Source organism: Pseudarthrobacter sp. RHLT1-30-1 (genome assembly GCF_059383415.1).
In genome coordinates, this window is record NZ_JBWZCG010000029.1 from 1 (window position 1) to 13,681 (window position 13,681).

Here is a 13,681-nt window from a genome sequence, read left to right on the forward strand (position 1 = left end):
CCCGCCACGCCGATCGAGGAGGCGATTTTGCTTCCCGAACTCACGGCAGCATAATCAAATAACTGACCTGCACGGTGTCGAGAAAACTCCACCACTCAGCGGGACGTAACCACGGAACCCGGTTCGAGTCGCACCTCGGGCACAGCATGGCCTCTCGTGAGAAGGCTCTTTTGGTTTACATGTGTGCACTAAGAGAGTAATCCGAAACGCGCTCAAGCCAGCCATCCCACAGCACCAGGCCTTTACGCCGGCAGCGTTTCACAATCGCGGGGAGGAAGACACGCCTTCACAGGCTCGAGAACGCTGCCCAGCCTGCCCTGGGAGCTGAACCCCCTCAATCAAGCTCGCAGTGCCGCGCGGTCTCGCTTGGTCTGGAGAGGCGGGGCGGGGGGAGTTACGGCGTCTTCGGTCGAAGCGCTACCAGCCAGCCGGCCCACTCGCGGGCGGCGCTGAAAGTCCACGTCTTCGCCCCGCTTGGCCCCGCGATCGCCTGAATGCCGTCCGCAACCTCGAAGCGGCGTGCGCCGGCCTCGACTGCCTGGGCCATGCCGCCCGGCGGAGTGAGGCTGGCCGAGCTGGAGTTGACGCTCATGCAGCCGACGAGCATCGCGTTCGCTGTTGTGCTCGTTACCGCCGGGACGGTTCCCGAGGATGCCGCCGCGCCGGCCGCCGACGTCGCGGCAGTGTCAAGCCCTGATGCGCCGGAATACCTCGCGATACCCCCTCCGCTCGTCGTAGAAGTCGTCGTCCAGGAATAGCCCGCAGACTCGGACGCAGTGGCCACCTTGTAGTAGCCGTAGACTTTCGGATTTGCGATGGTGGTCACCGCGGCCAGCCGTGTCCAACCGGCCGGGACACCCGTCGCGGTGATGCTGCCACCGTTCAGTGAGAGACAGCTGACCAGGAGATCTCCCGGGGCGACGTTGGCGGGTTTGGGGATCGTGAGAGTCGTGCCCGCTGTGGTGTTCGTTGCCTGGCTGACCGACTCACGGACGATGATGCCGCTGCCGCCTCCCGGGTCGCTGGGGCTGACGCTCCAGGTCTGCGTCGCTGCCGTCGCATCGGTGTTGCCGGCCGCGTCGGTGGCCCAGACCCCGAAAGTGTGGGACCCGATCGACAACCCGGTGTAGGTCTGGGGCGACGTGCATGCGACGCGCGGCGCACCATCCAGGCTGCACTGAAACGTCGAATTGGCTTCACTCGAGGTGAACGCGAAAGAGGCGCTGGTCGACGTCGATGCCGAAGGTGGTCCCGACGTGATCGTCGTCTCCGGGGGCACAGTGTCCGCCGGCGGTGGGGTCGTGTCCACGGTCCACGTATAGCTGGCGGGAGTCGGGTCGGCGCCGTTCTGGTCAGAGGCACGAACCTGGAAGGTATGCACGCCAGCAGACAGTCCTGTGTACGACACCGGACTGATGCAGTTGGCGAATGCTGCCGAGTCGAGCGAGCAGGCGAAGGTCGCGCTGGTCGACGTCGAGGTGAAGCCGAACTGAGCCGATGTGGAGCTCGTCGGGCTGGCTGGCTGGCTCGTGATCGTCGTGTCCGGCGGTTGAGAGGTGGGGGTCCCAGCCCCGATTTTGCGCGGGTCGTAGGCAGCATCGACGAGTAGAGCAGGTGTGTAGGCGGCAGCGATGGACTGCCATGGCACCGCCTTGAAGTTCTGGTGCTGCCCGTTGTCGTTGCCGGTGTCCTGCGTGACGAAGAAGCCCTGGGGGAAGGGCCCGCCGACGCCGAAGTTGGTGACGTCTATCCCGTCCATGCCGGTCACAGCGTCGATCCCGTTCCCGGCCGGGATGGCGAAGGCTCCCAGTGGCCGGTTGTCGTCGCGGGCGTAGGCGTGGAATCGGTTGGAGCCCTGGCTCGCGGCCAGCAGGTAACCGGCGCCACCGCTGCCGTAGTAGATGCTGATGCCCTTGATGTCCTGGACGATGTCGCCGCCATTCTCGGTGGTGCTGACAACTTTCGTCCCGACGGTCGAGTCCCCGGGCTCGGCGCCGAAGCGCCAGATCCCGCCGATGTCCTCCTGCGCGATGTAGAGCCGCTTCATCTCATCATCGGCCACCAGGCCCTCGGTGTGGGCGGGCCCGCTCACCTTCCAGCTGCGCACGAGCCGTCCGGTTACTGATCCGGTGGAGCCATCAAGTTCCCACTGCTCGACCTTGCCGATATCGGTGACATAAGCGAAATACTTACCGGTGTCTGGGGAGTGGTAGAAGGAGAACCCGCGGGGCGTGCCGATGTTGGCGGTGGGAGCGAAGCTGCCGACCTTCGTCAGCGAGCGGTCCGACTCGTTGACCTTGTAGAAGTCAAGGCTCCTTACTCGGTTCGAGACACCGACCAAGCCGACGCGGCTGCTGCCGAGGGGGAAGTTGTAGCGGACATCAACATTGTTCATCCGTCCGTCGGGGTAGTAGAACAACTCCCGTCCAGACAGGTCGTAGACGACAAGACCGCGCCCATCTGTGCTCTTGTCCGTGCCGATGATGGTGCTCTTCGACGGGTCGGTGGGGTGGATCCAGATGGCCGGGTCGTCAGCGGCATCCCCTGATCCGTGGATCGGGGCCGTTTCGACCGTTGCGCTCACCTGCGCCACGGCCGCACTCGCGATCGGAGCGGCGAGCCCCACATGGAGTCCAGCGAGTAGTCCAGCCACCGTCAGCATGGCAGCAAGCTTCGATTTAGGTGTCACCTCTGGCCTCCCAAAGTTAGCTGCCGAGAGTTCCGGGCGACCGACGAGAAACTTGGCGGATCAAACAGGCTGCACATCGGCCGCCTCCGACTTCAGTCCTGCCGGGGCAGGTGCGGCAATCCGCGGTGCGACCCAGTGAGGCTGCCGGCCCATGACCGGAGGGATGATGGCCGGGTGAATTGACGCCCGGCGCCTTCCGGAGTCCGCGCCCGGACCGCGCGGTCTATATCGATTCGGAAGACTGCGCACAGACATCACGCCCTTCGTTCTGCCAAGCGCGGGCGTCCCAGCGCCGAACCGTGAGTTGTTTCGATGATTTTGAGGCCAGTGAGACTTGCCAGTGTATGCCCGGGATAAGAGGCCGAACAGCGTGGCAAGGGCTTCCCGCTACTCGTTTTTTCGCTTGCACTACCCGTCTTTTCAGATCCGGGCCAAGGCCGGTCTATGTGGTCGATGGTTCGGGCCTTTGTTACTTCTTCATGGGGGGGCAAAGCAGCCGCGAGCGAGCAGACGGCCTTCTTGATCCGCTGAGAACCGTTTCGTCAACCGGTCACGGAGTTGGGATGGTTTGATTAGTCCGTGCTCCGTCTAAAACGCCTTATGGTTTTCAGCCTGTTCGCAGTGTGCGTCATCACTGCGTTCTCGTTCTGGGTAACCCGGCAGCCCGGCGCAGACTCCCGCGGGACCCTCTCTGCACCTCCGCAGGCAGGGGCGAAACTTAAAATGTTGTCCACAGGCATGGCCACTGCCGTAAACGTAACGCCGAGCCCGGATGCCCGGTGGCTCATCCGGGCTGCCGAACAGACCGGGATCCCTGCCCGCGCGCTCCGGGCCTATGTTGCCGCTGCAGCCACGGCCAACGCTTCCGCTCCGACGTGCCGGATCGGCTGGAACACCGTGGCAGCTGTCGGCTTCGTCGAATCCGCGCACGGAACTTACGGCGGCGGCAGCCTTAACGCCGCTGGGCAGGCGAGCGGCGCACTTGTGGGCCCGAGCCTCAACGGCGCCGGGTTCGCCGCCATCGCCGACACGGACGCGGGTGCCCTGGACGGCGATGCCCGCTGGGACCACGCCGTCGGACCTATGCAGTTCATTCCCTCCACCTGGCAGCTTGCAGGGCGGGACGGGAACGGGGACGGAACGGCGGACCCGTTCAATATCGACGATGCCGCCCTCAGCGCGGCGACCTACCTGTGTGCCCGCGGCCGTGACCTCTCAACCGCGCACGGGTGGACCGACGCCATCTACTCCTACAACCAGTCCGATCCCTACATTCGCCAGGTGCAGGCCCAAGCCACCGCATACGCCGCGAAGACGGGCACCGCCGAATCAGTCCACGGCTGAAGGCCATGGCGGTGAATGGAAGTGGGTCCGGTGGATCCACGAGGTGCTTCAGGCCGCTGGCGACGATGCGGGAGGCGATGCCTTCCTCTGACTTGGCCAGCAGCTCCCTGAAGGGCTGCCGGCCGAACATCACTTCGAGAACGGAGGCGTGGAGGCCGACGGCGTGCACGGCGTCGACGGCGTCGACGGAACCTACGGCCGCTGGCTCGACTCCCTCGGCAGCCCGGAAGCGCCGAAAGACGGGGTGCTGATCGGGCCGGACTTCCACCTCGACGGTGCCGGTGCCGCCTGGGAAGCCCCGGACCCCGCCGCAGGTTTTCTTGTCGGGCTTCATGCCCGCGATCTGGCCACGGCATCACAGGTGCGGTCCGGCTGGGGCGGACTCCCTTCCGTCGGAGTTTGCGGGCGACCGTTGTTAGTGCGCGGAAGTAGGCCTCCGCTGTGGGCACGGCCCCACTCCGGGGACCGCTCCAGGAACCACCGTCACGGGTCAGGAAAGCCCTCGATTGCCCGCGTCCTGGACACTACGGAACAGGAAAGACCTTGCCCGGTGTCTGTTTGAAGTGAACTACGTGGGCGAGGGAATCAAGGGACCCATGCGACGAAACGGACCAGTGGTCCAGACGGCCGTGCCGCCTCCGTTGCCGCAGGGTAACCGTTACGCCCTGCTTAACGGCGTCAAGGCCTCTGCGGGGAAAGTCAAATCTCCAACGGGCATCTGCCCTAGCATGGGAGGCAGCCGCGGCATCGGGCTGCACTTTCGGACAGGATTTCACGATGAAGGCCCTGCAGTACCACACCATTGGCGCACCCCCGGAGGTCTTTGAGCTCGAAGTCCCCGAACCGGGGCCAGGACAGGTCCGGCTCAAGATCACCGCCGCCGGTGTCTGCCACTCCGACGAGTTCATCATGAGCCTCCCCGGGGACGTGTACCGGGCCAGCTACCCGCTGCCCCTGACGCTTGGCCATGAGGGGGCCGGCAAGGTCGACAAGCTTGGAGAGGGCGCGACAGGCTTCGAGGTGGGTGACTCCGTAGCTGTCTATGGCCCGTGGGGGTGCGGCTACTGCTACCCGTGCTCGAAGGGGCATGAGAACTACTGCGAGAACGCCGCGAAGCTCGGCATCACACCGCCCGGTCTGGGTAGCCCGGGGTCCATGGCCGAGTACATGATTGTCGACAGCGCCCGCCACCTCGTGCCGCTGGGTGACCTCGATCCGATCCAGAACGTCGCTCTGACTGACGCCGGCCTGACCCCGTACCACGCGATCAAGGAATCGGTTGGCAAGCTGATGCCAGGTTCGGTCGCCGTCGTCATCGGAGCCGGCGGCCTGGGCCACGTGGGCATCCAGATCTTGCGCGCCATCACCTCGGCCACGGTGGTGGCCCTGGACCTTAGCGAGGAGAAGCTGGGCCTGGCGAAGGAGGTGGGCGCCCACTATGCATTCCTGTCCGACCCCGGGGCGGTGGACAAAGTCCGGGAGCTGACCGGGGGCCGCGGCGCGCACGCCGTGTTCGACTTCGTGGGGGCACAATCAACCCTGAATCTGGGCCTGGCCATGATCCGGGTCGGCGGCGACCAGGTGGTTGTCGGTGTTGGTTCAGGCACTCTGCCGGTGGGCATGCTGGACAAGCCGTGGGAGTCCTCCATCCGCGCGCCCTATTGGGGCTACCGCTCGGAGCTGTTCGAGGTACTCGAACTCGCACGCTCCGGAGCCATCCATGTTGCTGCCGAGGTCTTCTCGCTCGACGACGCCCCGGCGGCGTATGAGAAGCTGCACGCCGGGCAGTTACGCGGACGCGCGGTAATCGTCCCCTGACGGTGACGGTCAGTAGGGGACCGACGCCGCATCCCGATCGCCAAGGGAAGACCGGGACGCGGCGTCGTGCCCTTTAGCCCGTGGATGAGCCGTTGCCGCGTTGGGATAAGCGCTCGATATGGTGGCTTCCACGGCCCAGGAGGGTCCGTTGCCCGCGTCTGGTCCGGCGCCCGCCGGGAATTTTCGGTCCGGGCCTGCGTTGGGTTTGAGTATGAAAGCAATCGTGTACCGTGCCACCGGCGATCCGTCTGTTCTCGAGCTCGTCGACCGCGAGATCCGCGACCCGGGCTCTGGGGAGGTGCGCGTGCGGATCATGGTCTCCGCGGTGAACCCCACCGACTGGAAGACGCGCCGCGGCGCCAAACCGGGCGAGGCGTTGCCCTTCGCGGAGGTCGTGCCGAATCAAGACGGCGCCGGAATAGTGGACGCCATCGGACCCGGCGTCGAGCACCTCCACGTCGGTGACAGGGTCTGGCTGGCCTTGGCCGCTTACCAGCGCGCCGACGGCGGGACAGCGCAGGAGCTCGCCGTCCTGCCAGCCGAGCGGGTCTTTCCGCTGCCGGACAACGCCGGGTTCGACCTCGGCGCAAGCCTGGGCGTTCCCGCGATCACCGCCCACCGGGCCCTGACCATCGCCGAGGACGGCCCGCGGCGGCTGCACCCGGGAGTGTTGGAGGGCAAGGTAGTACTCGTTGCTGGAGGGGCTGGTGCCGTGGGCCATGCGGCGATCCAGCTCGCCAAGTGGGCCGGCGCCGTTGTGATCACAACCGTGAGCGGACAGGCGAAGGCTGCACTGGTCACGGCCGCCGGCGCCGACCACGTCATCAATTATCGGGAAACCGATGCGGCAGTGGAGATCCGCCGGATCGCTCCCGACGGTGTCGATCAAATCGTGGAGGTGGCGCCCGCGCAGAACGCGGAACTCGACCTGGCAGTGATCCGTAACCGCGGCTCTATCGCGGTTTACGCCAACAACGGCGGCGATCAGGTGACCCTGGACGTGCGCAGGCACTTCAGCCTCAACGTCCGCTACCAGTTCGTGCTGCTCTACACCGTTGGTATGGCCGCGGTGCAGGCCGCCGCCGAGGACATTAATGCGGCCATCGCCGACGGCGCCCTTCCGGTGGGAGAGGCCGCGGGCCTGCCGCTGCACCGCTTTGACCTGGCTGCCACGGCTGCGGCCCACGAAGCGGTGGAAAAGAGCATCGTCGGCAAGGCGCTGATCGATGTGGCAGAGGGGTAGCCGATACTGCTCAGGGAGCCTCGCGGATCCGCCCAGTAGGCGTCGTAGCGGATCAGGCGCGCCGGGCGGTGCAGCCACTTCGCAGTGCTCGAGCAGGTAGTCGGCGGCCGGGCCCCATCTCGTGGGAGTGACGGCAGGATCGTTGCGCTGCTTTTGCGTCAAAGCGACCCGACTGGGGCAGACCGTGGCCCTCCCCGGCTCGGTCCGATTGATGGTGTCCCGACAGGTACAGCCCTGCGTGGTCAATGAGCCAGTCAACGGACGGGTCCACCGCGAACCAGGTTTGTTACTATGTCAGCACAAAGCGGAGGGCCTGTGCCTCCCGTGAGAATCGATATCGACCCTAAGGCGGACTAACATGACCGGGAACGCTCGCTCCCTGGGTCTCGCGTTCCAGAATCCCGCGATGCACCCCCGCTCCGCTGGGGGATCATGGGTCCCGGCTGGATTGCGGAACGCTTCACGGAATCCGTGCAGGCGCACACCTCGCAGGTGATTGCCGCGGTCGGATCTCGCTCGCTGGACCGCTCCGAGGAGTTTGCCGGTCGGCACGGCGTCCCAGGAGCCTTTGGTAGCTATGAGGAGCTGGCAGCCTCCGACGTCGACATCGTCTACGTGGCCGAATCCATCCGGACCATGGCCGTCGCCGACGCCATCAGGGATCGGCTCGGAATCGAGTTTCCCGGCGAAAAGCCACGGAATCCATGAACCCACAGGCCTGGGGCTGCCTCGAGGGTTTGCGCCGACGGCGTAGGATTTTGGCTGTTGGAAGGAGCGGGGTTCCTCCGCTGATGGGCAGGCCCGCTCTGTGCTTCCGGGACAACAGGATCGCCCAGAAGGTTCATCCGGCGAGGTCTGCTCCCCGGTGGGGGGCGGTCAATCAGCATTTTAGGCCCGATACGGCCATTCGACGTCTTCCTTCAGCACCTGAAGTCTTCCCTACCCTTGCCAGCTACGGGTAGGGAAGCCTGGAAGGACTTCCGTGCACTCAGCGCTGCGAAACCGCTGCCACATAACACTGTAATTCACACCAGATGATGCCTTGGTAAACAACAGTTTTTCGAGACACGATCCAGAGCTCAACTGAACCCGCCGAGTGGCTGAGAAAGCCGGGCTCCCTTCGCTCGGAAGACGTCTCACCATGGATCGTCTCGACGAGGGCGCGTTGGGGACTTTCTGAGTCGGAATGGCCTTTTGAGACAACCGGGTGGGTTCTACGTGGACAAGATGTCCCGGGGCCGCCACAAAACCGGCCCGGACATGCACGCTGGAGGACCGAATAGTCCGGTGATCGTCCGCCTTTTTCTTCCCCTGGCGGGTAAGAGCTAAGGGGCGGGATCGACGCTACGTTTCGTGGGCCGATAGCCGGCGAGTGCGGCGCGGACGTCGCCCTCTTCGTGCACGCTCTTCTCCTTGCCGAACGGCAACATTTTGAGTAGCGGGTGCAAGATCGTCATGACGATGAGGCCCCAAGCGAGGCCGAGGACGGCGGAGCACAGGGTGTTGACGAGCCAGGCCAGGAAGCCGCCCACCGCCGGGATCCCGGCGAAGGGGGCTTCGAGGAGATGGACGAAGTCGTAGGGCACGTGCCAGCCGAGGTCGGATGCTCCCTGCAGCATGATGTGACCACCAACCCAAAGCATGGCGATGGTCCCGACGAGGGTTATTCCGGCCAGCACGGCGGGCATCCCGTTGACGAGCAGCTGGCCAAAGCGCTGGGAGCCCGAGGAGTCCTTCGAGGTCAGGTGCAGCCCGATGTCGTCCATCTTGACAATGAGTGCGACGGCACCGTAGACGAGCACCGTGATCAGGAGCGCTACGACGACCAGGATGAGCGCCCGGACCCACAAGGACTCAGCTGCCACCTCGTTCATCGAGATGACCATGATCTCGCAGGACAGGATGAAGTCGGTGGTGATGGCGCCCTTGATGACCTTAGCCTCCGCCTCCGGACCCCGTTCGACCGCCGGCACCTCTTCGTCCCCGTGGTCGCCGCGGAACTTGTGCCAGACCTTCTCGGCTCCCTCGTAGCAGAGGTAGGTGCCGCCCAGCATGAGGATGAACGGGATGGCTCCTGGTGAGAATGCGCTGACGAGCAGCAGGGCCGGCAGGATAATCAGCAGCTTGTTCCGAAGCGAGCCCCAGAAGATCCGCTTGATCATCGGCAGCTCGCGGGACGGGTCCGCCCCCGAAACGTACTGCGGGGTAACGGCGGCGTCATCGATCACCACGCCGGCGGCCTTGGCTCCAGCCTTGGCCGCCCCGGCAGCGACGTCGTCTACGGAGGCGGCCGCTATGCGGACCAGGGCTGCGACGTCATCCAGCAGGGCGACGAGTCCGCCGCTCACAGACCGCTCCCGCACTGCTCGAGGGGGGACTGCAGGGCATGGAGGCCTCGGTTGAGGCGCGTGGTCGGCATGCTCCGATTATACGGTGGCAGGCAGTCCGTTGACTGGGAGTGGCGTGCGTTGCCGGGGACGCACGCCAGCGGCGCTGGCTGGTTGGTGCACCGTGACCGCTGAGTGGCGTCGAGCTGTCCTATACAAAGAAGTGCAGTGTCCACTTTTCGCGGGTTGCCTCGGCGGACTCCGACCGGTTCTGGATCCATGGACTTGTTTTGGCCCCGCAGCCGCATTTCCAGTGCCAGCCGGCGTGGGCGTCATCCGGCAGCAATGCCGTCGCGTAGCGGGCACCGATCAGGCCGGTTTAGGCCAGGAACCTCCGGGGCGGAAGACACGTCATGGTGGATATTGGCCACACACCCGGGTGTGGACCATGCCGTTGCTACTTGGTGGCTCCCGCCTTGCCCATTTCTGGACCGTGTCAGAAGCGGCTGCTGCCCATTCTTTTCAGAGCCCGGATGCCTTCGCGGCTTTGATGGCGGCCTTGGCAGCCTGCTTGTTGGCGCGTACTTTTTTCAGCGACTCGGGGTCCACGATGTCGGCGACAGAAAGGAATGCGCTCTCCTGGCCATAGGGGCCAGCAGCCTCACGCCAGCCTTGTGCCTGCAGTCCGCACTGCTTGCCTAGTAGTGCGAGGAAGATCTTGGCCTTCTGCTCCCCGAAGCCGGGCAATCCCTTCAGCCTGCGCAGGACTTCCTGGCCGTCAGGGTCGCCCTGGTTCCAGATGGCAGTTGCGTCCCCATCCCAATCTCGCTGTACGGTCGCAGCGAGGTCCTGGACGCGGCTGGCCATGGAGCCGGGGAAGCGATGAACCGACGGACGCTCCTTGAAGATCTCAACGAAGCCGGCCGGTTCATATTCGGCGATTGCTTCGGGGGATATGGACCCGAGCCGCGTCCGGATCTTTTCGGGTCCGGCGAACGCGGACTCCATGGTCACTTGCTGGTCAAGCAGCATGCCGACGAGAAGTGCGAACGCGTCATTGCTGAGCAGTTGGTCGGCGGCGGGGTCGCCAGTGATGTGCAGTTCCATGCGCCCATCCTCCCACCTGCTCCGAGCCGCGTCATGGCACGTCGGTGCATATGGCGCCGCCTTCTGGAGTTTGCGGGCGGGATGCACACCGGTTCTGCCCGGTCCGGGCAGCCTGCGGGCGTGCGCACGACGGCGAAGCACGCCGTCGCGATATCGTTGGTCCAACACATCGAATCCGGAGGCCGCATGCCATACGTTGTTGACTTCAAGACCGTTTCGACGGTCGGCCTGGAATCGTCTCCGGTCACCGAGGCGCTTGCTGGCTTGCGCGCCAATGAGGGGCGCTACTACCGCAACAAGTACGACCACGTCTTCACCGTTAGCCCGGCAAGCGAGGTTCCGGAGGTGGTCGACCGGGTCAGCCGGATCCTAAAGGGCGAACGCGACATCGTCATCGACTCCCGGCCGCTCGAAGCAACCGCTTTCGAAGTCGACGGTTTGCGGATGGATTACGTGTTTTACGAGTCGGGGCTGTCGATCAACGTCATGTACAGCATTGAGGACGGCGGGAAACGAGCGGTCGGATTCAAACTGGCCGAAGGTATGGAGATTCCAGAGGAACTGGCATCACGGTTCAAGTTCGCCCGCCAGAGATCAAAGCTGGCAGGCGTTATCCGCGGCTCCTACTTCGTGATCAAGGGCGAACACTGATCAGCGGACGTTCCGAGCCCCGAGCCGCCCACCCCCGGGTGCGGATTTCGACGTCCTGCTGACGGAATACATAGTCAGCACCCTTGCCGCTGCACAGCGTACGCACGCACGGAGAAAGGCCAATTCGGGGAGTTTTTGGCGGGCCGCCTTCGTGGCAGCTAGAGACAGGCTGACCTGACCATTTTTCGCAACTGCATAGCCTGCGTGTCGACGGCGGTTGGCAGGACGTAATCTCGGCGGCGGCGGCGGTGAGAATGACTTCGAGCGGGTAGTGCGGGCCCCGCCTGCATTCCTGTTTGGGGCCGCCCGACGTGGCGTTTTCACGAGCTCTGCGGATTGAATGGGTTGGCGGAACGCCGTGGTGAGCCGATCGTCGTCGACTTCCAGTTCATTGGAGCAGGGCCATCCGGCAGCATAACCGTGCCGTGGAAAGTCGCCGCAGAGGCATGGATCTGGTGTTGCACTTAGGCGGACGCTTGCGGGTGCGGCGGGGCAGATGACGGCGCAGGCCCACGGGTAAGGCGACGGACGCTGCGGCGAAGACGTCGCCGGCCGGGGGACCGGGCCACTCCGAATCCGGTGGTGTCAGGACCCGGGCCGCCCGGGCCACTCTTTGCCCGCCCAAGGGTCGTAGTCAGCGATGAGCTCCTGTGGCGGCCGCTCGTTTTCGGGGACGTGCTGCAGGTTCACCCGCACCCGGTACCAGAGCGAACTCGAGCCGCGCATTCCGTCAACAAGGACATCGGCAGGATGCAGGGCCGGGACCAGGTCCGCATGCCGCGACTTCCATTCCTCCAGCGCCGTGAGGGCCTCATCCTTGGTCCTGGTACGGGCCACTTCGATCAGCGGCATCACCGACTGCCGGCGGCCCGAGCCGCCGCCGCCGCGCGGCGGCTTCTCAGCTGGGCCCAGCTCTGCAGCCAGGCCGAGGAGCCCGTCGAGAGACCCGGCCGCGTCGTCGATGCCGGCGTGGGGGTCGCCCACTGCTGCGAAGCGCTCGAGCACCGTGGGCACCGTAAATTGCTCCGGCCGGGTGGAGGTAACCTCGTCCCAGGTGAGCGGCGTCGAGACCCGGGCGTCGGGCAGGGGCCGGATCGAGTACGCCGACGCCACGGTGCGGTCCTTTGCGTTCTGGTTGAAGTCGACGAACACACTCTCGCCGCGCTCCTCCTTCCACCACCGCGCGGTGGCGAGACCCGGAGCGCGGTTTTCCACCTCGCGGGCGAGGGTCTCGGCGGCAAGCCTCACGTCGCGGTATGACCACTCGGGCGCTATGCGCACCAGGATGTGCAGTCCCCGTGACCCGCTAGTCTTCGGCCACCCCATCAGCCTCACGTCGTCGAGCACCTCCTGCGCGACATAGGCGACGTCGACAATCTGCTTCCAGTCGACGCCGGGCATCGGGTCGAGGTCAACCCGGAGTTCGTCGGGGTGCTCGAGGTCCTCGGCGCGCACGGGGTGCGGGTTGAGGTCCAGGCAGCCAAGATTCACGACCCAGGCCAAGCCCGCAGCATCCCGGATGACGGCCTCTTCGGCTGATGTCCCCGACGCGTAGTGCAGCGTCGTCGTGTCGATGAAGTCCGGGTGGTTGTCCGGCACCCGCTTCTGAAAGAACGGCTCAGCGCCGATCCCCTTCGGGAAGCGCTTGAGCACCATGGGCCGTCCGCCGGCGCCCCGGAGCGCACCGTCGGCGACGGCGAGGTAGTAGTGAACCAGGTCGAGCTTCGTGAGCCCCGGCTCGGGGAACACCACCTTGTCCGGACTCGAGATGCGGACCTCGGTTCCGGCGATGTTGAGGATCTCGGCCGGTGTCTTTGACGGGCTCATTCCGCCACGCTAGCAACGAACGGATCTCCCGGCCAGAGCGGCCCCCGGGTCAGCTCTGCTGCCGGTACCTCGTCAGGACGTCGCGGGCGGTCGTCCACTTCCGGCTGCCGTACCGGTGATTGGTGGTGTACCGCAGGATCGCATCGCCGCTGAACATGCTGGCGAAATACTGCATGCCCTGCCACGGTGGGAACGGATCGTCAGAGGCCGCCGTAAGGGCCTTCACCGCCCGGCTCGTAGCGGCCAGGGATCCGACGCTGCCCGCGTAAAGCAGCCGGAAATGCGTCCCGGTCAGCTCGGTCATCGTGCCTGCCAGGGTTCGTGCCGTGACCTGGTCCCCGGCGATCTGGAGGACGCGGGGCGCCCGCTCATCGAGGGCGGCCGCTGCGGTGTAGGTGGCAGTGTCGTCTTTGGTGGTGAAGTCGAGCACCTGGTCTGGATCGGACCAGAACAGCACGCGGTGCCGGGAGTGCAGGATCAGTGGTGCCTGTCCGGTGAGCATGTCGGTAAAGGCGCCGTTGAGGATCGAGGTGGCCTGGATTTCGGGTCGCGTCCAGTCTCTGCGCGAAGTCCCTGCGGAGCTGGAGGTTCCGATTGCTTCGGGGCCGGATGCCACGGTAGTCAACGGAGAAATCGGACGGGATGAAACGCGGCACCCCCGCGTCCGCGGCGGCC

The 13,681-nt window shown here is 65.4% G+C and carries 10 protein-coding genes; 5 read left to right on the forward strand and 5 right to left on the reverse strand.

Annotated elements, in window-relative coordinates:
- Positions 1-394: 394 nt before the first annotated feature.
- Positions 395-2,689, reverse strand: coding sequence for a phytase (locus AC50YM_RS17315; protein ID WP_494958186.1), 2,295 nt, complete (start codon positions 2,687-2,689; stop codon positions 395-397).
- A 738-nt stretch (positions 2,690-3,427) separates the two neighbouring features.
- Here AC50YM_RS17315 and AC50YM_RS17320 point away from each other — a divergent pair.
- From AC50YM_RS17320 to AC50YM_RS17335, 4 genes are all read left to right on the forward strand, one after another.
- The gene (locus AC50YM_RS17320) at positions 3,428-4,033 is read left to right on the forward strand and encodes a lytic transglycosylase domain-containing protein (RefSeq protein WP_494958187.1); all 606 of its coding nucleotides are present in this window, start codon (positions 3,428-3,430) and stop codon (positions 4,031-4,033) included.
- A 777-nt stretch (positions 4,034-4,810) separates the two neighbouring features.
- Positions 4,811-5,851 carry an NAD(P)-dependent alcohol dehydrogenase gene (locus AC50YM_RS17325; protein WP_494958188.1) on the forward strand — a complete coding sequence of 347 codons (1,041 nt, stop codon included), beginning with the start codon at positions 4,811-4,813 and terminating at the stop codon, positions 5,849-5,851.
- A 211-nt stretch (positions 5,852-6,062) separates the two neighbouring features.
- Positions 6,063-7,094, forward strand: coding sequence for an NADPH:quinone reductase (locus AC50YM_RS17330; protein ID WP_494958189.1), 1,032 nt, complete (start codon positions 6,063-6,065; stop codon positions 7,092-7,094).
- A gap of 429 nt (positions 7,095-7,523) precedes the next feature.
- A complete protein-coding gene (locus tag AC50YM_RS17335; protein ID WP_494958224.1) occupies positions 7,524-7,802 on the forward strand; it encodes a Gfo/Idh/MocA family oxidoreductase in 279 nt (92 codons plus the stop codon).
- 617 nt (positions 7,803-8,419) lie between these two features.
- On the opposite strand, the gene AC50YM_RS17340 is transcribed toward AC50YM_RS17335, so the two are convergent.
- Positions 8,420-9,442: a DUF808 domain-containing protein gene (locus tag AC50YM_RS17340; RefSeq protein ID WP_494958190.1), complete on the reverse strand. Its 1,023-nt coding sequence runs from the start codon at positions 9,440-9,442 to the stop codon at positions 8,420-8,422.
- Between the two features lie 501 nt (positions 9,443-9,943).
- Complete coding sequence (locus AC50YM_RS17345) at positions 9,944-10,528, reverse strand: HhH-GPD-type base excision DNA repair protein (protein WP_494958191.1); 585 nt, start codon at positions 10,526-10,528, stop codon at positions 9,944-9,946.
- A 186-nt stretch (positions 10,529-10,714) separates the two neighbouring features.
- On the opposite strand from AC50YM_RS17345, the gene AC50YM_RS17350 reads away from it, so the two are divergent.
- Positions 10,715-11,179, forward strand: coding sequence for a DUF8821 family protein (locus AC50YM_RS17350; RefSeq protein ID WP_494958192.1), 465 nt, complete (start codon positions 10,715-10,717; stop codon positions 11,177-11,179).
- 585 nt (positions 11,180-11,764) lie between these two features.
- Here the strand turns inward: AC50YM_RS17350 and ligD are convergent.
- Together ligD and AC50YM_RS17360 are read right to left on the reverse strand one after the other, a co-directional pair.
- A complete protein-coding gene (gene ligD / locus AC50YM_RS17355) occupies positions 11,765-13,006 on the reverse strand; it encodes a non-homologous end-joining DNA ligase (RefSeq protein ID WP_494958193.1) in 1,242 nt (413 codons plus the stop codon).
- A 49-nt stretch (positions 13,007-13,055) separates the two neighbouring features.
- The gene (locus tag AC50YM_RS17360; RefSeq protein ID WP_494958228.1) at positions 13,056-13,631 is read right to left on the reverse strand and encodes a Rossmann-fold NAD(P)-binding domain-containing protein; all 576 of its coding nucleotides are present in this window, start codon (positions 13,629-13,631) and stop codon (positions 13,056-13,058) included.
- Between the last annotated feature and the right edge of the window lie 50 nt (positions 13,632-13,681).

Bases quoted from the DNA above. Each gene is read 5' to 3' on its own strand.
- AC50YM_RS17320 (WP_494958187.1), top strand. From the start codon at position 3,428: ATGGCCACTGCCGTAAACGTAACGCCGAGCCCGGATGCCCGGTGGCTC.
- AC50YM_RS17325 (WP_494958188.1), top strand. From the start codon at position 4,811: ATGAAGGCCCTGCAGTACCACACCATTGGCGCACCCCCGGAGGTCTTT.
- AC50YM_RS17330 (WP_494958189.1), top strand. From the start codon at position 6,063: ATGAAAGCAATCGTGTACCGTGCCACCGGCGATCCGTCTGTTCTCGAG.
- AC50YM_RS17345 (WP_494958191.1), bottom strand. From the start codon at position 10,528: ATGGAACTGCACATCACTGGCGACCCCGCCGCCGACCAACTGCTCAGC.
- AC50YM_RS17350 (WP_494958192.1), top strand. From the start codon at position 10,715: ATGCCATACGTTGTTGACTTCAAGACCGTTTCGACGGTCGGCCTGGAA.
- ligD (WP_494958193.1), bottom strand. From the start codon at position 13,006: ATGAGCCCGTCAAAGACACCGGCCGAGATCCTCAACATCGCCGGAACC.